This window comes from Caballeronia sp. dw_276 (assembly GCF_018449635.1).
GTDB lineage: Bacteria > Pseudomonadota > Gammaproteobacteria > Burkholderiales > Burkholderiaceae > Caballeronia.
In genome coordinates, this window is sequence record NZ_JAAVUV010000007.1 from 56,755 (window position 1) to 76,461 (window position 19,707).

Below are 19,707 nucleotides of genomic sequence, written 5' to 3' on the forward strand. Positions count from 1 at the left end.
TCAATGTGAATAAGGACGCGTCAGCGTGCATTCGGGATTGAGCCGCACGCCGAAACCCGGTGTCTCCGGCACTTTCATCCGTCCGTTCACAGGCACGGGTTCATCGAGCAGAAGCGGATTGAACATGGGCACGACTTCGTCGGCCTTCGGCGCCATCATCAGGAATTCCGCGAACGGAGAGTTATGGCGCGTCACCACGAAGTGATAGCTGTACACCGATGAACCATGTGGCACCACGAGCACGTTATGCGCGTCGGCCAGCGCCGATATCTTGATCAGTTCCGTAATGCCGCCGCACCATCCAACGTCCGGCTGCACGAGATCGGCGCAACCCATTTCAAACAGCATACGGAAACCCCAGCGCGTCGCTTCATGTTCGCCGGTCGTCACCATCATGCCGCGCGGCACCGAACGGCGCAGTTCGGCGTAACCCCAATAGTCGTCGGGCGGCAGCGCTTCTTCAATCCACTTCAAGCCATACTCTTTCGCGGCATGCGCGAGACGCGTTGCGTAATTCAGGTCGAGGCTCATCCAGCAATCGAACATCAGCCAGAAATCGTCGCCGACTTTCGCGCGCATGTCCGCGAGCTTGGCGATGTTCTTCAACAGTCCCTCTTCGCCTTCAGCCGGTCCGTGCTGCAACGGCATCTTCCCGCCGATAAACCCCATTCCCTTCGCCAGATCCGGACGTGCACCGGTTGCATAGAATTGCAGTTCATCGCGAACGGGTCCACCCAACAGATGGAACACTGGCTCCTTGCGGACCTTCGCGAGCAAATCCCAAAGTGCGAGATCCACGCCCGATATTGCATTGAGCACGATCCCCTTGCGCCCGTAATAGAGCGTGGCGAAATACATCTGGTCCCACATCTTTTCGATGTCCGTCACACGCTGACCTTCGAGGAATCGCGCCAGATGTTTCTCGACAATGAACGCGCCAATCTCGCCGCCTGTGGTCACTGCGAAGCCGACGGTTCCATCGCTTGCTTCGATCTCGACGACCAGCGAACCGAGCACGTTCAGGCCGAACGATTGGCGGCTTTGCCTGTACTCGGGATAACGCGCCATTGGCGTGGAGACGTGGTCATCGATCCAGTGATCGGCGCCCTGGTCGTGATAGTCGGCGCCGCCGCCGCGGACGGTGAACGCGCGGACGTGGCGAATGGTAGGCATGGACATGATCGGACTCCGTTTAAGTTCTGATGTTCAGGATGCTTTGGCGCGTTTGCCAGGCGTGTACGCAGAGGTTCGCGCGGGACGCACGAACACGATGATTGCTATTGCCGCGAGCACCGCAACGAGACCGAGCAGCACAAGGCCGGCGCTCGTCGAATCGTAGATACGTTCGGCGCTTGTACGAACCATCGGCGCGACGAACCCGCCGAGGCTGCCAAGTGAATTGATCAACGCGATAGCGCCCGCCGCTGCCGCGCCGGTGAGGTAGTGCGTTGGGAAAGTCCAGAACAGCGGTTGCGCCGCAATCAATCCGCTAGCCGCGAAGCACAATGCAATCAACGAAACCAGTGGTTGGCCCGCAAGTCCGGAGATCGCAATACCGAATCCCGCGACGACCAGCATTAAAACTGCCAACCGCCTGTGTTGCGCATGGCGATCCGCATAACGCGGCACGATCCACGTCACGAGTACCGCGCACAGCCATGGAATTGCCGTCACAAAGCCGACCTTCGCGCCGACATGCGCCCCCATCAATGCAGCCACTTGTTGCGGCAGATAAAAGATCACGCCATACACAGACATCTGAATCAGGAAATACACCGCCGACAAAACCAGCACGCGCGGATCGACCAGCGCGGCGAGCACGGAACGGGGCCCATGCGCGGATGCGGTTGCTGCGTCCTGATCGAGTCGTGATATCAGCAAGTTGCGTTGAGTCGCATCGAGCCAGCGCGCCTTGGATGGATCATCGTCGAGATACCAGAACGCCCAGACACCCACGATCGATGCCAGCACACCCTCGACCAGAAAGAGCCACTGCCATCCCGCGAATCCAAGCGCGCCGTGCAAGTCGAGCAGCGCACCCGACAGCGGACTGCCAAAAATAAACGCGAGCGGCGCGCCGAAATAGAACAGGCCCAATGCTCGGGCCCGCGCGGATTGCGGGAACCATCGCGTGAGGTAATAGACGATGCCAGGAAAGAAACCCGCTTCAGCCACGCCGAGCATAAAACGCAAAATGTAGAACGCCGTGGCTGTATGCGCGAACGCCATCGCCGCCGATACCAGCCCCCAGGTCACCATGATCCGGCACATCCAGAGCTTGGCGCCCACGCGATGCAGCAGCAGGTTGCTCGGCACTTCGAAGAGCGCATAACCCACGAAAAACACACCCGCGCCGAATGCGAAGGCGGCGTTCGACAAACCCGTGTCGTGCTGAAGCGCTTTCTGTGCGAAGCCGATGTTCGCCCGGTCGAGAAACGCGAGCATGTACATCAGCAGCAGGAACGGCAGCAGACGACGCATTACGCGCGCGGTGACGGCGTCCTCCGCATTTGCGTGATCGCTCATGCGTGTCTCCGGATATTGTTATTGGTGATGTTGCGGGCCAGGCCCGCGTGAAGCAATACGCTTTAGTAAGTCGCGCGGCCACCCGACAAATCGAACACGGATGCCGTGCTGAACGCGCAATCCTCGGAACTCAACCACAGGATCAGCGACGCCGCTTCTTCCGGCAGGAGGAAACGGTTCATCGGGATCTTGGAGAGCATGTAGTCGATGTGCTGCTGCGACATCGAGTCGAAAATTTCGGTCTTGGCAGCGGCCGGCGTCACCGCATTCACGAGAATGCCGCGCGTGGCGAGTTCCTTGCCAAGCGACTTCGTCAGCCCGATCAAACCCGCCTTCGAAGCACTATAGTGCGATGCATTCGGGTTGCCTTCCTTGCCTGCTACCGACGCAATATTGACGATGCGCCCATACCCTTCTTTCAGCATGTGCGGGACGATTGCGCGGCATGTGAGGTACGGGCCGATCAGGTTCACATCGATCACACGACGCCAGACATCGGGCGCAAGCTCCCATGTCGTGCCATTGCCGCCCGTGATGCCGGCGCAATTGATCAGCACGTCGATCTTGCGATGCGCCTCCAGCGTTTGCTGGACCGCCTGTTCAACCGATGCTTCCTCGGTCAGTTCGACCACGGCGACGCTGACCTTTCCACCCTTCGATAATTCGCCGCGCGCGCGCTCGAGCCGCTCGGAATCGATGTCCCACAGCGCGACTTCGGCGCCCGACGCCAGCGCCCGTTGCGCCACCGCATAACCGATACCACGCGCGCCGCCGGTAATCACCACGGTCCGTCCGGCCAGATCGATCTGGTTCATCGTGTCTCCTTGTGTTGGATGTTTTCTGCTATTGGAAGCACTATAGGGGGCAAGTCATAGCCTAACAATCCGAGTATTCGATGATGCGATAGCGAAAGCGAATCGCTTAGCGGTGATAGCATCTCCGGCAATGCCTGCGGGCGGGTTCTAACATGCGGAGTTGAAATGCCAGGGGTCATCGAGCGCAAGGTGTTTGCCGAAGGGCGGCTTTCAATCGGCTTGACGCTGCCGATGCTTCCATCGGGCAATGCCGTTGCCGACTTCGACGAACAGATCGAGCTGGCAAGACTCGCCGACGAGCTTGGCTTCGCCGCGCTTTGGGTGCGCGATGTGCCGTTGAACAGCAGCGACTACCCAGACCCGGTCAGGCATCTCGATCCGTGGGTGTTTCTCGGCGCGTTGGCATCGCACACCAGAAATATTGCGCTCGCGAGCGGTGCAATCGTTCTGACGCTGCGGCATCCACTGCATATCGCGAAGGGTGCGGTATCGGTGAATACGTTGAGTCGCGGACGGTTCATCCTGGGCTTGGGTTCCGGCGATCGTCCGCATGAATACGCGGCGTTCGGTATTGATGCCGACTCGCGGCGGGAGGTGTATCGGCGCAATTGGGAGACGGTCGCGGCCGCCGTGGGACGCGAACCGAGGGTCATCCCCGATCAATCGCCGCCTGACGCTCCGGAATTCTTCCTGTTACCCAAGGCGCCAACACCCGTTCCAATGATCGCCGTCGGATCGGGCGGCCAGAGCGTCGACTGGATCGCGCGCAATTCGATCGGCTGGATGACATATCACCGCGAGCCCGAAAAGCAGCGCGCAAGACACAGCATGTGGAGGGCGGCTGTTGATCGGGTCGCGCCGGACGAATTTCGCGCCTTCGGCGTAGCAATGGGCCTCGATCTCGCCACCGATAAAAACGAAGCCGCCGAACCGCGTTCGCTGGGATATCGGGCAGGGCGAAACGACCTCATCAGGATTCTGCAGAAGATGCGCGACCACGGCACGCATCACGTCACGCTGAACCTTCAGGCATCGCAACGCCCGCCGCGAGAATTGCTCGAAGAACTCGCGGCTGAAGTCCTGCCCGAGTTTCATGCGTGAGTTCCCTGGCGTAGCTAACGATCGTTCGAACGCTCAGACGTGGAAAAACTGCGCGACCAAAGTAGCGCCCAGGAACGTTCCCGCATTCGCCACGAACGATACCAGCACGATGCGCCATCCCAGCCGGCGAAACGCGGGAATATCCTTCGCGATGGAAAGGCCTGCGAACGTCAACATGGGCGTGGTGATGCTCAGAAAATCGTTCTGCGCGCTATACGCCGATATCTGCGAAGCCCACGGACACCACGGTGAAGTCAGGAACATCGCGACAATCGAAACCCAGCAGACCGCCGGGATCTTGCGTCCACTGAAGGTATAGATTGCATCGCCCACAATGGTCGCGAGCACCATGATCAACATGCCGGGGAAGCCTGCAAACGGCGTGGTTCCATGCGTGATCCAGTCGCAACCGAGCGCGAACACGGCCGTCACGCCCCACGCAACCAGCTTGCCGCGATACCCCAGTTCCGGCGCGGCCGTTTCGACATCGCCGAGCTTGGGACGATCGTTTTCGATTGCCTGCGATGCATCCGATGCACGGCTCGTACGCCCGATCAGCGGTTCGAGAATGCGGTAACCCCACACGGCCATCGGCAACGAAATGAAGAGCGTGAAGTAAGTGCCGATAGTCGTCGTGATCAGGTTGCTCGCAGCCGCGAACGTCAGCACGGCCTTCGCCATTTCGGGCGTCTGCTGCGCGGCGATAGCACCCGATGCAGCGGCCATCATGCTTCCCGATCCCACGCCGGAGCCCATTGCCAAAGCAAGCGGATGGAAGATGTTCAGGCTTGCGACGAAGCCGGCCAGGATCGCGATGAACACCGCGCCGAAGACCGTCCCCGTCAAGTATTCGGCGAGCACGCCGCGCCCTTCCGGCGAATCCATGCCGTACTTTTCGCCGATGATCGCAAGGCTCGGTTCACGACCCACTGAAAACGTCGCGCCGATCGCCTCACGCTTGATACCGAGCAGCAACGCCAGCGGCAAACCGAGCAGGATGGTCCCGACGAAATGCCCAAGTTCCTGGAACGCCAGCGCCCAGCCGGACGCCGCGAGCTTAGGCAATGCACCGCCGACCAGCAAGCCCAGCTTGGCGACAAACAACAAAAGCGCCGGTTGAAGAATGGCGGCCGCGAGGAATTGCGTCTTGACGTCGAGCCGCGCAACGCCGCTCCACCGGCCGCTTGCCAAACCTAAGGCCGCGCCGAGAAGAAGTGCCCAGATCATGGGGAGCAACACGACTTTCCCCGGCCCGACCTTGAACGTGAACGAGCCGATGAATTCGGCAATGAGCAGAATGACTGCTGCATAAAAGAAGAGCTTTGCGCTCCTCAAGCCATCACTGCCCCGTTGTTGCGCGGCCAACGTACTTGCCATTTGTTGCTCCCTTGTAGGTCCTCGTGTCCTCTCGTATTTGTCATCGACGAAAGGACACGGTGTTTTATAAAAGCTTTATAGATAACCGAACGCCGTTGCCGGTTCTTTAGCCGTTTCAACCCAGACGCTCTTGGTCTGCGTGTATTCATACAACGCTTCAACCCCGCTTGAGCGTCCGTATCCACTCATACCATAGCCACCGAATGGAGACGCGACATTAATGGTTTTATAGCCATTAATCCAGAAGGTCCCGGCATTGACCTGACCTGCCACGCGATGAGCACGGCCCACATCGTTCGTCCAGACAGCGCCAGCCAGGCCAAACTCGGTATCGTTCGCGATTGCGAGCGCTTCTTCTTCGGTATCGAACGGAATTGCGGCGACCACCGGCCCGAAAATTTCAGTGCGCGCCACGTCCATCTCGTTCGTTACGTTCGACAGCACCGTCGGCGATACAAAGTACCCACCATCAGAGTGTTCCGCCGATCCCGCCGCGAGCGTGGCGCCCGCCTCGACGCCGCTTGCGATCATCTTCATCACATGGTTGTACTGCGTGACGTTGTTGATGGGACCGACTTCGGTGGTGTCATCGAGTGGAAGACCCACCTTGATCTTGCGCGCGCCCGTCGCAATCATGCCGACGAACTCATCGTAGACCGAGCGTTGTACCAGAAGACGTGACCCCGCCACGCAACTCTGGCCTGCGCCGGCGAAGATCGCAGCTTGCGCGGTCAGCGCGGCATGCTTCAGGTTGGCATCGGCGAAGATGATGTTGGCCGACTTGCCGCCGAGTTCCAGCACGCACGGCAGCACGCGTTTGGCCGCGGCTTCGGCAATGCGCACGCCGGTCGCGGGAGAACCCACGAACACGACTTTCTTCACGGCCTTGTGGGCGATCGCAGCTTGCGCAACAGTCTGCCCGAGGCCCGCGAGGACGTTGATCAAACCCTTGGGCGCGCCGGCTTTTTCGGCCAGCATGGCAACCACGAGCGACGTAAAAGGCGTCATCTCCGATGGCTTCAACAACACCGCATTGCCCATGCAAATGGCGGGCGCCAATTGCCACCCGCACGTGAAGACCGGCGCGTTCCAGGGCGTGATCTGCAACACCGTTCCCGCCGGTTCGCGGCGCGTGTAGTTCAGATGTGATGTCGGAACGGGAATGACATCGCCATAGAATTTGTCGGCCCAGCCGCCGTAGTACTCGAACATCTCGGCGACCTTCGCGACTTCTCCACGGCAATCGCGAATGGGTTTGCCTGAGCCCATCGATTCCAGACGCGCGAGGCTTTCGGTATCGCGTCGCAACTCGCGCGCGATGTCGAACATCGTGCGGCCGCGCGCGGCGTGTGTCATCGCCCACCATTGTTTTTGCGCGCGCTGTGCAGCGTCCGCGGCGATATCGACGATAGCCGCGCCGCCATCTTTATACGAGAGGCTAGGCTTGCCGGTCGCGGCATCGTAGAGCTGGATTAGTTCGCCCGCGCCCTCTATGAGCTCGCCGCCAACATACGATCCAATAGTCTTCGCGCTCGGAAAGAAATGTGTGAAAGCTGCCAACAGGTTTTCGGCTGCGTTGTTTTCCATTTTTGCTTCTCCAGAATCCGTTTATTTCTTGTCGATGAATTGCACGATGCGATTGAAGTCCTCGCCATCGCCGATGGTCTTTGCACTCTCCGCCCACAGACGTCCCGCTTCTGCTGCGACAGGCGCGTCGATGTCCTGCGCGCGCAGCAGGTCCATTGCGAGACGCACGTCCTTGCGCATCAGTTTCATTGTGAAACCGGAATCGAACGTGTTGGTGAAGATCCACGTGGGGTAGTTCGTGAGCGTCGCGCTGTTGCGCCCGGAACCGCCGTTGAGCGCTTCGACCAGTTTCTCCGGGTCCACGCCCGCCGCCTTCGCCGCGCGCACGGCTTCGCTCGTTGCCAGCAGATGCACGCCCGTCAGCAAGTTGTTGATGATCTTCGTGACATGTCCCGCGCCGACCGGGCCGACATGGACGCGCTTTGCGCTCATCACGGCAAGGATCGGCTCGACCGCCGCGACGTCCTCTTCAGAGCCGCCGAGGACCATGGTCATGGTCGCAGTCGCCGCGCCTTTCGGGCCGCCGCTCACGGGGCCATCGACGAAACCGATCTTCAATTCCGCCAATGCGGCCGCGACCTTGCGTGTGCTGTTCGGCTCGGCCGTGGTGGTATCGACGACAATGAGCCCCGCCTTTCCATGCGCGGCAACACCGCCGTCACCGAGCACGACTTCTTCCACGATCGCCGATGTCGGCAGCGACATGACCAGCACATCCGAATCGCGCGTGATGTCTGCAATAGACGCGCGCGGCGAGACGCCTTGTACTTCGAGCGCCGCCGCGACGCCGGGCGCCGCGTCGAATCCGAGCACGGTATACCCGCCGCGCTTGAGCGAAAGCGCCATGCCCCGCCCCATGTTTCCCAGTCCGATAACGCCAACCGTCTGCATAAATCCACTCCATTGCGAATACGCTGCCGGCCGGAGAGAAAGGGTCTGTCCGCCGCGAGCGCGTTTGGAATGCTTATCTTCGGCTCGCAAGACCCTATAATCCATCAACGCCAATATTGGAATCGTTCTGATTTTTAGAACACTCGTTTGCACCCACGCCCGAGACCTTTGCCATGGCCGACAACCTCACTGAAAGCCGAATCGTCTATTTTTTCGAGGCGGTCAGATGCGGAACGATCCGCGCCGCCGCCGACTGGCTGGATGTCGCGCCTTCGGCGGTGAGCCGGCAAATCGGTTTGCTCGAAACAGAACTGGATGCCACGCTGATCGAGCGGCATGCGCGAGGCGTGCGGCCAACTGAGGCCGGGCAATACCTGATCGAATACTTTCGTGAACAGCTCGCGCATAAGGACGACCTGATTTCGCGCCTGCAGGAATTGCGCGGATTGAAAACGGGGACCGTCAGCGTCGTGCTTGGCGAAGGGTTTGTATCTGACGTTCTGGCCGGACCCATGCAGCATTTCTGCAAGCTTTATCCAGGCATCAAGATCAACCTGGATCTGGGCAGCACAAACGATGTCATGCGCCGGATCTCGGAAGACGAAGGCGAGATCGGGCTGGTGTATAACCCGCCGGGCGAAGCAAAGATCGTGTCGCGTGCAATCAAACAACAGCCGATGATGGCCATCGTCAATCCGGAATTCATTCGTACCAGCAAGCAGAAAACCATGAGCGTGAAAGAGCTGTCCGGTTATCCGCTCGCGGCTACACATGCGACCTACGGCACGCGCCAGATGCTTCAGGCGGTCGAGTTTGCGGAGAAGGTCAGGCTCGATCCCGTGGTCACCACCAACTCGATCAACATCCTCAAGCAGTTCGCAAAATCGGGCCTGGGCCTTGCGGTCCTGCCCGCGTTTGCCGTGACGACCGAGCTCGCGGCGGGTGAACTCCTTGCCATTGAAATCGATCATCCGATACTGAAGAAAGCCGAGGCGCATCTCGTCACGCGTGCGGGAAGAAAGTTGTCGGTGGCATCGAACAAGATGCTGCAGTTGATGTCCTCGCAAATGAGAGCGTTTCGTTGAACGCGAGCCGCGGTTAGTGAAGACTCTAAAATGGGTATCCAGGACGCACGGTCTGGTTCTTATGTCCTTCATTAACTCAGCGATAACGATTCAACATGGTCACCAAGCACGACACTACAAAGACCAACGCAACGCTTCCAGGATGCAGCGCGCTGGCCGGGTTATTTATGGCGGCGCTGCTGCTCTTGCAAGCGAGCGGCGCGCTCGCCGCGCCGTCCGCGGACGCCATCCAACATTCCAACACCACGCCGACGCTCAAGGGCAAGCGGATCGGCATCAGCGTGGCCGGTACGGAACACTACTGGGATCTGAAGGCGTATCAAGGACAAATCGATGAAGTCAAACGGCTCGGCGGCACGCCCATTCCCATGGACGCAGGCCGCGAAGACAGCAAGCAGATCGCGCAGTTGCAGGCACTGATCGAGCAGAAGCCCGACGCGATCATCGAACAGCTTGGGTCGGTTGCGCTTCTCGAACCGTATCTCAAGAAAATCCGTGAGGCGGGCATCCCGCTTTTCACCGTCGATACCGCGAGCCCGTCGAGCATCAACGTGACGACATCGGATAATTTTTATATTGGCGAGCAACTGGCGCTCAAGCTCGTCAACGATCTTCGCGGTGAAGGAAAGATCCTCGTGTTCAACGGCTTCTATAACACGCCCGTCGATGCGATCCGCTACGAGATGCTGCGCGCCGTACTCAAGTGGTATCCGAAGATCACGATCATCGAGCCCGAGTTACGCGAAGTCATCCCGAACACTGTGGAAAACGCACGCGAGCAGATCGCGCGGCTGCTCGACAAGTATCCGAAGGGCACCGTGCAAGCGATCTGGGCTGCATGGGACGGACCGCAAGTGGGCGCCACCCAGGCGGTGGATGCAGCGCAACGCGTCGAGATCCGGACTTATGGGGTGGATGGAAGTCCCGAGGCGGTCGTGCTTGTGAAGGACCCGCAATCGAGCGCGGCGGCCGTGGTCGCGCAACAGCCTTATCTGATTGGCAAGACGGCAGTTGATAACGTCGCGCGTTATCTCGCGGGGGATCGCACGATCCCGCCCGCGACCTACGTGCCTTCAATTCTTGTGAGCAAGGAAAACGCGGCGCAAGCGCAGAAGATGCTTGGGCAGGACAAGGCGAAGTGAAAAGAGAAACGCGGGGCGCGTGCGTTTCACATCCAAGTAAGCGTCCCGCATCAAGTCACTGGCGCCGGATTGAACAGCGTCAATGCGTTATGCAGCTTGAGCTTCTCCGCGCACGTCTCTTTCCGGCCGCTCGCAACATCGAGCATCAGCCGGAACAATTCCCAGCCGACGTCTTCGATCGTCGCGTCACCGGTTGCGATCCGCCCGGCATCGATGTCCATCAGGTCATGCCAGCGGCGCGCGAGATCCGAGCGTGTCGCCATCTTGATGACGGGTACTTCTGCAAGGCTGTAAGGCGTGCCGCGTCCGGTGGTGAACACATGCAGGTTGATACCGGCCGCCACCTGCAATGTGCCGCAGATGAAATCACTGGCCGGCGTTGCAGCAAAGATCAAGCCTTTCTGTTTCACTTTCTCGCCCGGCGAGAGCACGCCGGAGATCGCCGAATTGCCGGACTTGATGATCGATCCCATCGCCTTTTCGACGATATTCGATAACCCGCCCTTCTTGTTTCCGGGCGTCGTGTTCGCGCTGCGATCTGCACCGCCTCGTTTCAGGTAACTGTCGTACCACTGCATCTCGCGGATGATCGCGTTTGCGACGTCCGCGTTCGCAGCACGGCTCGTCAATTGATCGACGCCATCGCGAACTTCCGTGACTTCCGAGAACATCACCGTTGCGCCCGCGCGGACCAGCAAGTCCGTGGCAAAACCGACGGCCGGATTGGCGGTGAGTCCGGAAAACGCATCGCTGCCGCCGCACTGCACGCCGATCACCAGGTCCGACGCCGGGCATGTTTCGCGCCGCCGCTGATTCAGGCGTTCGAGATGCCGCGTGGCCGTGCGCATGATGGAATCGATCATCGACTGGAAGCCGACGTGCGCGTTGTCCTGCAGCACGACGACGTCGCCGTTGGCATCGTCTTGCGTTGCGATCGGGATCGTGCCGGCGGGCATCAGGCGCTCGGGTTGGAGCTTCTCGCAACCGAGGCTCACCATCATCACTTCGCCGCCGAAGTTGGGGTTCAGGCTGATGTTTCGCACGGTGCGAATGGGGACCATGGCATCGGTTGCATCGATAGCCACGCCGCAACCATACGTGTGTTCGAGCCCGACGACATCATCCACGTTCGGATATCGCGGCAACAATTCCGCCTTGATGCGCGCGACCGCATGCTCGACCACGCCCGATACACATTGCACGGTCGTCGTGATCGCGAGAATGTTGCGCGAGCCGACGGTGCCATCGGCATTGCGATATCCCTCGAACGTGAAGCCTTCGAGCGGCGGCATGTCGGGCGCTACGCGCGTGGCGATAGGCAAGTCTTCCAGACCCGGCGGCTCGGGCATGCGGATCACGTGTTCGTTGATCCAGCTGCCCTTGGGCAAGTCCTTGAGCGCATAACCGATGATCACGTCGTAACGCACGACGGGGGCGTTTTCGGCCAGGTCCGTGAGCGCTACCTTGTGGCCTTGGGGGATGCGTTCGCGCAATGTGAGGCCATCAGGGAAGACTGCGCCTTCGGGCAGGCCACCGTCGTTGACGACAATCGCGACATTGTCGTTGGGATGGACACGTATGTAATGGGGGGACTGTTCCATTTTCGATGGTTCCGGTGTTGGCGGTCGGGGGTGTTCAGGGCTTCGCGTGGTTTGGTCGTGGGGCGGGGTTGGGGTTGGGGCTGGGTTGCTGCTTTTTGGGTCTTCGCGCGTTCTGTCTTGACTGTTCTCTTTAGCACTATTAGCCACTGTCCGTGGCGGGACTTCATTTCTTTGTCCAACGGCGACAAAGAAACGAAGCAAAGAAAACGCCTTTCAACCGCTAATTCTTAAGTGTCCAAAGCGTGCAGTGACAACTCTTTGGTACCCCAAAAGCACGCTCAGCGTATAACAACGAACAGTTGAAACCCTCCCCCTCCGTCAAAGGCAACCCACACGCTTCGCCACCAGTGTGAGAATCCGTTAACCAGGCCTCCGCGCTGCGCGCGCTGGCGCCCAAACCGAAGGGGCGGCCGTGCCGGTGACGAGGCCTTGAGTTCAAGATGCTTTGGACTGTTGGGCTATTCCGTTGTTATGCGTAGGCCAGGTTTCCGTGTTAACGGATTCCCACACTGGTGGCGAAGCGTGTGGGTATCCATGTTCGGAGGGGGAGGGTTTCAAGTGTTCGTTGTTATGCGCCGAGCGTGCTTTTGGGGTACCAAACAGTTGTCACTGCACGCTTTGGACACTTAAGAATTAGCGGTTGAGAGGCGTTTTCTTTGCTTCGTTTCTTTGTCGCCGTTGGACAAAGAAATGAAGTCCCGCCACGGACAGTGGCTAACAGTGCTAAAGAAAACATCTAACACCGAACGCGCGAAGACCTAAGCAGCAGCAACCCAACACCAACCCCAACCCCGACCGCCCCCCCTACCTCTGCTCCTTAACCCTCGACACCAACTGCGTCGGACTAACAAACTGCAGCGCAATCAACACCCACACCAGTGTAATCGCCATATAAATCATCGCCATTGCATCAATCGATTGCGGCGCTCGCACCCCGGTCGAAAAGACCGCATAGTACAGCGCAACCACGAGCGTCTGCGTAGTCGGCCCCGCGGTAAAAAACGTCAGCTCGAACATCCCAATAGTGCGCACCAGCACAAGCAATCCCGCAGCAAGCATTCCGGGCATCAACAACGGCAGCAACACGTATCGAAAGTACTTCGCCGTGTTCGCCCCAAAGATCCGCGCCGCCGCTTCAAGATTCGGATCGATCTGCTCGATAAACGGCGTCATCACAAGAATGACAAACGGCAAAGCCGGCACAAGGTTCGCCAGAATCACGCCGCTCAGCGTTCCTGCAAGTCCAACCTTGTACATGACGGTTGCCATCGGAATCCCATAAGTGACGGGAGGAACCATCAACGGCAACAGGAATACGAGCATCGCAAAACGCTTGCCGCGAAATTGCACGCGGGCCAATGCATAGGCCGCGGGCACGCCGAGCGCTATGGATAACAGCACCACCGCGCCCACGACTTCCATGGTCACCCACAGCACGCTCGCCAACTGGAAGTCGCCCCATGCCTGCGCGTACCAGTGCAGCGTGAATCCGGCCGGCAGCAACGTGCCGAACCAGCGCGTCGCCACCGAGTTCACCGCAACGGTCGCGATCAACAGCAACACGTTGAAGAGGAAGAACGCCATTGCGCCCCAGACAAACATCTTCCAGATGCGGTCGCCGAGGCTGACATGTGGTTTCATCGGCTTGGCAGGTTGAGCACCGTCGTTGCGGCTATCGGGTGCGGAAGCATGGGAGGAAGCGGGCCACACAGATGCATGATTATCGGTTGCCATCAGCCTTTACCTCCGGTCACCGGACCTGTGTAGAAGAAGCGCCGCGTGCCGAGCATCCCGGCGACGACCAGCAATTGCACGAAGCCCATGACCATCGCAATCGCCGATGCAAGCGAGTAATCGTAGTTCTCAAACGCGGCTTCTGCAGCGGCGATCGATATCACGCGCGTGGGTCCGGCCGGCGCGCCAAGCAGCACCGCCGACGGAAACACCGAGAACGCCTGCACGAATGACAAACACGCAGCCATGGTCAGCCCGGGCATCAAGAGCGGCAGATAGATCTGCTTGAACTGCTGCCACGGACTTGCGCCTAGCGTAGCGGCGGCGCGCGCAAGCGTCGGATCGATGCCCGTCACATACGAAAGCGTCAGCAGGAATGCAAACGGAAATCCCGACACGATCAGCGATATCAACACGCCCCAATAATTGTGCGTGAGCCTGACTTCATCGCGGTAAAGATGCAGTCCGTGCACCGCTTGCGAGAACCAGCCGTTGGGTCCGAAATACGTCAGCATGCCGTCCGCGATCAACACCGTGCCAAGCGTCACCGGAATCACGAGCAGCGTGGTGACGAACTTCTGGTACGGCGAATTGCGCCGCAACGCGAAGGCGACAGGCACCGACAAACCCACGTTGATGATCGTCGCAGGAACCGCAAGCTTCAACGTGACGATGATCGTGGGCCACATCGCGGTATCGGTGAAGAAGGCAATGTAATTCGCGAACGCGGAACCGCCGTTCATCGGCTGGAACGAGAGCACCAGGCCGTAGATGAATGGATAAACAAACAACGCGAGGATGAAGATCAGCGCCGGCGAAACGAGCCACGCCTTGGCGTCGCGCGGCACTGCGTTGGGTAGCGGCAGCGGTGGCGAACTCATTGCGCTTCCCCTTCGTACACGAGCGTGCGGGACGGCGGAACACGAAGCGTGACGACGTCGCCAACAGCAACATCGCCCGTCACGCGCGCCCACAACAAACCGAACGCAGCCTTCACGCGAATCAGCGAATCCTGGCCGCCGTATTCAACCGTCAGCACTTCGGCATTGAACGCATTCTCCGCACCCGGCGACGCACGGTCGATATCCTCAGGGCGCATTGCAACGCTCACGTGCTTGCTGTTGAAGCCCGCCATCGGCATGCCGATCAAGCGCACGCCGTTCGCGTTGACAGCAACGCCCTCGCCCGCCATGCCTTCGAGCGTAAATTCCGCCACGTTCCGATACCCCATGAAACGCGCCACATGCAGGTTGCCGGGCCGCTCATAGATTTCCTTGGGCGTCGCAACCTGCTGCACGGTGCCTTCACGCATCACCACGATACGATCCGCCATCGATAACGCCTCGTCCTGATCGTGCGTCACATAAATGGTCGCGCGTCCGAGCTGGCTATGAATGCGCCGGATTTCAGCGCGCATTTCGATGCGCAGTTTTGTATCGAGATTCGACAGCGGCTCATCCATCAATACGAGCGACGGTTCGATCACGATCGCCCGCGCGATGGCAACGCGCTGTTGCTGACCACCCGACAACTGTCCGGGCAATTTCTTTTCCTGCCCCACGAGCTGCACCATCTGCAGCGCCTCGAACGCACGGCGCGCGGCTTCGCTTTTCGCCACGCCACGCATCTTGAGGCCGAAGCCGACGTTATCGAGCACCGACATATGCGGGAACAGCGCGTAGTTCTGGAACACCATGCCGAAGCCGCGTTTCTCTGGCGGCAGGACATCGATACGCTGTGTATCGAGCCAGATCTTGCCGCCGGTCAGAGGCTGCAATCCGGCGATGCAATTGAGCGCTGTCGACTTGCCGCATCCGGAAGGCCCCAGCAACGCGATGAACTCGCCGCGCTGGATATTCAATGCGAGTCCACGCAACGCCGCGACCGCCTGGCCTTCGGCGTTCATGAAACTGCGGCTGACGGAATCGAGTCGCAACTCATCGAACTGATGTTTCATGGCAGGTTCCTGATGCTTGATTCATGAAGCTGTGAGCGACGCCGTGCGGTTCGGTGAAAACCGCACGGATACAGGCGTTTACTTCGACTTCTGCGATCCGATCTCGCGGTCCCATTTCTGGAACGCGGCGACCATCGCGGTCGCGCTCAACGGCACCACGTGCGGACGGTCAGCAAGCAGCTTCGCGTATTCCGGGCGACCATACTTCTTGATCACGTCCTGGCTTTTCGCGGGCGCCGATTCGATCGTCACACCCTTCACCGCAGGACCCGGATAAAAATAACCATCGTCGAAAGTCATGGCCTGCTGCGCCGGCTCGAGCATGAAGTTCATCATCTTGTAGAGCACGTCGAGCTTTTCCTTCGGCACGCCGTTCGGGATCACCATGTAATGGGCGTCGTTCACCCACGTCATGTTGTCGAAGGCCTGAACCTTGAACTCCGCTGGCACGAGACCCAGTGCACGCGGGTTGATATCCCAGCCCGTCACGGTCAACGTCATGTCGCGCGAACCTTCGCCCAACTCCTTCATCACCGCCGACGTTCCGCCCGGATAGTAAGGAATGCAATCGTTCAGTTGCTTGAGGAACGCCCAGGTCTTGTCCCAGCCGTTGATGGGGTCACGCGGGTCCTTGTCGCCGAGAACGTACGGCAGACCCATCAGGAAGGTACGGCCCGGACCGGAATTGGCCGGACGCGCATAGATCAGCTTGTCCGGATGCGCCTTGCACCATGCAAGCAGTTGCTCGGGCGTCTTCGGCGGATCGGTGACCTTCGCCGGGTTGTACTCGATCAGCGGACCGGCCGGCATGTACGTCACTTCAATGCCATAACCCTGCGCCACGTCCTGCATCTTGCGCGGACCGGGTGCGTATTTGTCGAGGACGCCGGGGAACGCGGCCGATTGCTCCGGCAGCAGTTTCATCCACAGCTTCTGTTCGATACCCGCAGCCAGCGCGTCCGTGCCGGTCAGCACGAGGTCGATATCGGAACGTCCAGCGGCTTGCATTGCCTTGATCTTGCCGGGCAATTGCGGCGCGGGTGCATTGGTGAAGGTGATGTTGGAAACGAGTTGCGGGTATTTCGCCTTGAAGGCTTCGAACGCCTTTTGCGTGAGCTGCAGGTTGCCCGCGACATCGACAATGTTGATCGATACGGGATCGGCCGCGTGCGCGGCGGGCGTGGTGATCACGGCAATGGCCGCGACCGCGCTCAGGGCGCCGCATAGTGCGGTCAGCTTCGTTGAGAACCTAGCCAATAAACGGCCGGACAGAATCATTTCGTCTCCTCGCTCTTCGTATGGATTTTGTGCGGATCGATTTGGGGCCGATGCCGGCCAATCGGCCGGTTTCGGCCTCTGGGGGACGCTCTTTACGGCGCGCTTATCGATGTATGTTGTCGTATGAGAACATAACCGGGACGGACCGCGCTTTCCATAACCGTTAACCCTTAAACGTAAGGTTCGGCGCAGGCGCTAGATTCAAAGCATCAGGGCCGTGAAGCCCCGTGGATTAGACGTCCTACCATTTGAGGCAGTTTTCCAGCGCAAAATCCGGCATTCGACGAACAATAGCCAAACCCAGCCGGCCCAACCAAGAAGTTGTACGACAACCTATCTTTGAAGGGGTGTGGTTGATGGCGCGAACGGCCGATGCAAATCCGGAATGAATAAAAACTTCTGCCCCCCGGCGAGCGATGTCGCCGGGCAAGCCAGATATTACCGCCGGCCGCTTACTGGCTGATCGAAGCCGTCTGCATTGCGCTTTCGGCGTGCGGCTCCTGAACCCGTGCATCGGCTGGAGTTTGAGGTTGCTCCACGATCTCCGACGCCTCGACGGAAAACCCGAACGTATTGATCCCGCCCACGCTGGTCGCGAATACCTTCCCGCCGTGCATTTCGGCGGTCGCTTTCACAATAGCCAATCCCAGCCCGTGATTCTCCCGGCTATTCGTGCGCGATACCTCCGCCCGATAAAACCGGTCGAACAGATGATCGAGTACGGCGGGTTCGATCGCTTTGCCCGGGTTCGCGACCGCGACGCGCACCTGATCGCCTTCGCGTTTGATCGATACGCTGATGATCGATCCCGCCTCGCAGTGCTGGATCGCGTTCATCAAAAGGTTGATGCACGCGCGGCCGAACAGCGATCTATTGACGCGCACGAACGCATCGCCGGAATCAATCGCGTGGACCTGCGCCTCCTCCAGCGGAATCTCGAGAAACTCGAGCGTGTGCGCCACTTCGGCGGCAAGCGAGGTATCGACGAGACCCGTTGCGCGTTCGCCCTGATCGGCGCGCGCGAGAAACAGCATGTCGTTGATGATTGCTCGCATGCGCCCGAACTCTTCCAGATTGGATTGCAACGTCTGGCGCAAGTCGTCCACCGAGCGGTTACGCGTCAACGCGACTTCCGTCTGGCCGATCAGAATGGTGACCGGCGTGCGCAACTCGTGCGCAACGTCGGCGTTGAACGACTCGAGCCGTCCATACGCAGCGTCCAGCCGTTCCAGCGCGCCGTTGAACGAATTGGCAAGATCGCTGAGTTCCAGCGGCAGGGAACTCGTATTGAGCCGCTGCGAGCGATTGTTCGGGCTGACAGCGGAGGCATCGCGCGTCAGACGAGTAAGCGGCGCTAGACCAATGCGCGTGACCGAATAACTCAGCAGGAGAACGCCAAGACTTCCTAATGCCGATAGCGCCGCAAGCGCAAGCCCGAACGCGCGCATGGTCCGCGTGTTCGCTGCATAACCCGCGCCAACCTGCAGCCTGACTGCCGGCCTGTCGCCGTACGATGGAATCTCGATGGTATTGACGAGCATGTCGCATTTCCCGTCGCTCGTCTTGAGGCGTGCATAACCGCCCGGCCAGCGGTCGACCACCTGCCCCGTCACTGGTTCGCCGATGTGAAAGGCCGGATTGCTGCTCGACACCGAATAACGCGTATAGCCGTCGCGCGGCGTCATATCGGCGAGACGTTCACTCGCCATCTTCCATTTTTCGGGCGTGGTGGCGTGATAAACGATGATCTTGGCGATCTCGATGCGGTCATCGAGCGATTCGCGCAGATGCTGTTCGAGCTGCGTGCGCAACACCAGAAAAAGCCCTGTGCCCACGAGCGTGAACACGAACAACGCGACCGCCGCGAACATGAATGCAAGGCGCCGCGAGATGGACCGGTTCATGATGCCGCCGCGTCGTCGCGGACCTCGAGCACGTAGCCCATGCCGCGCACGGTATGCAGCAGCTTGGTCCGAAACGGACCGTCGAGCTTTGCGCGTAATCGTTTGATGGCAGTTTCCACGACGTTCGTATGGCTATCGAAATTCACTTCCCACACCAGTTCGGTGATGGCGGTTTTCGACAGGATATCCCCTTGGCGGCGTGCGAGCACGCTCAGCAACTGGAACTCCTTCGCGGTCAGGTCGAGGCGAATGCCGTCGCGCGTCGCCCGCCGGCCGATCAGATCCACGTACAGATCGCCCAATGCAATCAATGTGGATTCCTGCGCGCGCGTGCGCCGCGCAAGGGCGTGCAGCCGCTCCACGAGTTCAAGGAATGAAAAGGGCTTCGTAAGGTAATCGTCTGCACCTTCGCGCAGGCCGCGCACGCGGTCGTTGATCTGGTCGCGCGCGGTCAGCATGATGACGGGCGTCGCCTTGTGTGCGCGCAGTGCCTTGAGCACGCTGAAGCCGTCGCGCTTGGGGAGCATCACGTCGAGCACGATCACGTCGTAATCGAACTCGATCGCGAGATGCGTACCCTCCTCGCCGTCCATGGCGACATCGACTATCCAGCCCTGCTCGGTCAGCCCGGAGCGCAGATAATCAACTACCTTGTGTTCGTCTTCAACGATCAGCAGTTTCATGGCGCCTTCTTAAGTACGTTCTTCCA

16 protein-coding genes are annotated in these 19,707 nt (G+C 59.7%); 3 read left to right on the forward strand and 13 right to left on the reverse strand.

The window, feature by feature from the left end:
- The 3 genes from rhmD to HB633_RS16265 form a co-directional block, all read right to left on the reverse strand.
- Positions 1 to 1,179: an L-rhamnonate dehydratase gene (gene rhmD / locus HB633_RS16255; protein WP_213779175.1), complete on the reverse strand. Its 1,179-nt coding sequence runs from the start codon at positions 1,177 to 1,179 to the stop codon at positions 1 to 3.
- Between the two features lie 27 nt (positions 1,180 to 1,206).
- Positions 1,207 to 2,526 (reverse strand): MFS transporter, encoded by a 1,320-nt coding sequence (locus HB633_RS16260; protein ID WP_213779177.1) that lies wholly within the window; start codon positions 2,524 to 2,526, stop codon positions 1,207 to 1,209.
- Positions 2,527 to 2,588: 62 nt separating this feature from the next.
- Complete coding sequence (locus HB633_RS16265; protein WP_213779178.1) at positions 2,589 to 3,341, reverse strand: SDR family NAD(P)-dependent oxidoreductase; 753 nt, start codon at positions 3,339 to 3,341, stop codon at positions 2,589 to 2,591.
- A 165-nt stretch (positions 3,342 to 3,506) separates the two neighbouring features.
- Between HB633_RS16265 and HB633_RS16270 the strand changes: the two genes are divergently transcribed.
- Positions 3,507 to 4,442, forward strand: a complete 936-nt coding sequence (locus HB633_RS16270; RefSeq protein WP_213779180.1) for an LLM class oxidoreductase — start codon at positions 3,507 to 3,509, stop codon at positions 4,440 to 4,442.
- A gap of 33 nt (positions 4,443 to 4,475) precedes the next feature.
- Here the strand turns inward: HB633_RS16270 and HB633_RS16275 are convergent, their stop codons facing one another.
- The 3 genes from HB633_RS16275 to HB633_RS16285 all read right to left on the reverse strand — a co-directional run bounded on the left by HB633_RS16275 (position 4,476) and on the right by HB633_RS16285 (position 8,402).
- Positions 4,476 to 5,819 (reverse strand): DUF3100 domain-containing protein, encoded by a 1,344-nt coding sequence (locus tag HB633_RS16275; protein ID WP_213779182.1) that lies wholly within the window; start codon positions 5,817 to 5,819, stop codon positions 4,476 to 4,478.
- A gap of 75 nt (positions 5,820 to 5,894) precedes the next feature.
- On the reverse strand, positions 5,895 to 7,406 hold the full coding sequence (locus HB633_RS16280) for an aldehyde dehydrogenase family protein (protein WP_213779184.1): 1,512 nt from the start codon (positions 7,404 to 7,406) through the stop codon (positions 5,895 to 5,897).
- Positions 7,407 to 7,427: 21 nt separating this feature from the next.
- Positions 7,428 to 8,402, reverse strand: a complete 975-nt coding sequence (locus HB633_RS16285; RefSeq protein ID WP_213779186.1) for an NAD(P)-dependent oxidoreductase — start codon at positions 8,400 to 8,402, stop codon at positions 7,428 to 7,430.
- 68 nt (positions 8,403 to 8,470) lie between these two features.
- Between HB633_RS16285 and HB633_RS16290 the strand changes: the two genes are divergently transcribed.
- On the forward strand, positions 8,471 to 9,382 hold the full coding sequence (locus HB633_RS16290; RefSeq protein ID WP_213779188.1) for a LysR family transcriptional regulator: 912 nt from the start codon (positions 8,471 to 8,473) through the stop codon (positions 9,380 to 9,382).
- Positions 9,383 to 9,549: 167 nt separating this feature from the next.
- Positions 9,550 to 10,524 (forward strand): sugar ABC transporter substrate-binding protein, encoded by a 975-nt coding sequence (locus tag HB633_RS16295; RefSeq protein WP_213779502.1) that lies wholly within the window; start codon positions 9,550 to 9,552, stop codon positions 10,522 to 10,524.
- Positions 10,525 to 10,574: 50 nt separating this feature from the next.
- Here HB633_RS16295 and garD read toward each other — a convergent pair whose 3' ends face one another.
- From garD to HB633_RS16330, 7 genes are all read right to left on the reverse strand, one after another.
- Positions 10,575 to 12,125, reverse strand: coding sequence for a galactarate dehydratase (gene garD, locus HB633_RS16300; RefSeq protein WP_213779189.1), 1,551 nt, complete (start codon positions 12,123 to 12,125; stop codon positions 10,575 to 10,577).
- An 804-nt stretch (positions 12,126 to 12,929) separates the two neighbouring features.
- A complete protein-coding gene (locus HB633_RS16305; RefSeq protein WP_213779191.1) occupies positions 12,930 to 13,859 on the reverse strand; it encodes an ABC transporter permease in 930 nt (309 codons plus the stop codon).
- Positions 13,859 to 14,740 (reverse strand): sugar ABC transporter permease, encoded by an 882-nt coding sequence (locus HB633_RS16310; RefSeq protein WP_213779193.1) that lies wholly within the window; start codon positions 14,738 to 14,740, stop codon positions 13,859 to 13,861. The genes HB633_RS16305 and HB633_RS16310 overlap by 1 nt, the downstream gene beginning before the upstream one ends.
- Positions 14,737 to 15,816, reverse strand: coding sequence for an ABC transporter ATP-binding protein (locus tag HB633_RS16315; protein WP_213779195.1), 1,080 nt, complete (start codon positions 15,814 to 15,816; stop codon positions 14,737 to 14,739). Before HB633_RS16315 ends, HB633_RS16310 begins: the two co-directional genes overlap by 4 nt.
- Positions 15,817 to 15,894: 78 nt before the next feature.
- Entirely contained in the window at positions 15,895 to 17,094 is a 1,200-nt protein-coding gene (locus HB633_RS16320) for an extracellular solute-binding protein (RefSeq protein ID WP_213779197.1), read from the reverse strand.
- Positions 17,095 to 17,546: 452 nt separating this feature from the next.
- Entirely contained in the window at positions 17,547 to 18,998 is a 1,452-nt protein-coding gene (locus HB633_RS16325; protein WP_213779199.1) for a heavy metal sensor histidine kinase, read from the reverse strand.
- Complete coding sequence (locus HB633_RS16330; protein WP_213779201.1) at positions 18,995 to 19,681, reverse strand: heavy metal response regulator transcription factor; 687 nt, start codon at positions 19,679 to 19,681, stop codon at positions 18,995 to 18,997. Before HB633_RS16330 ends, HB633_RS16325 begins: the two co-directional genes overlap by 4 nt.
- Positions 19,682 to 19,707: the final 26 nt, after the last annotated feature.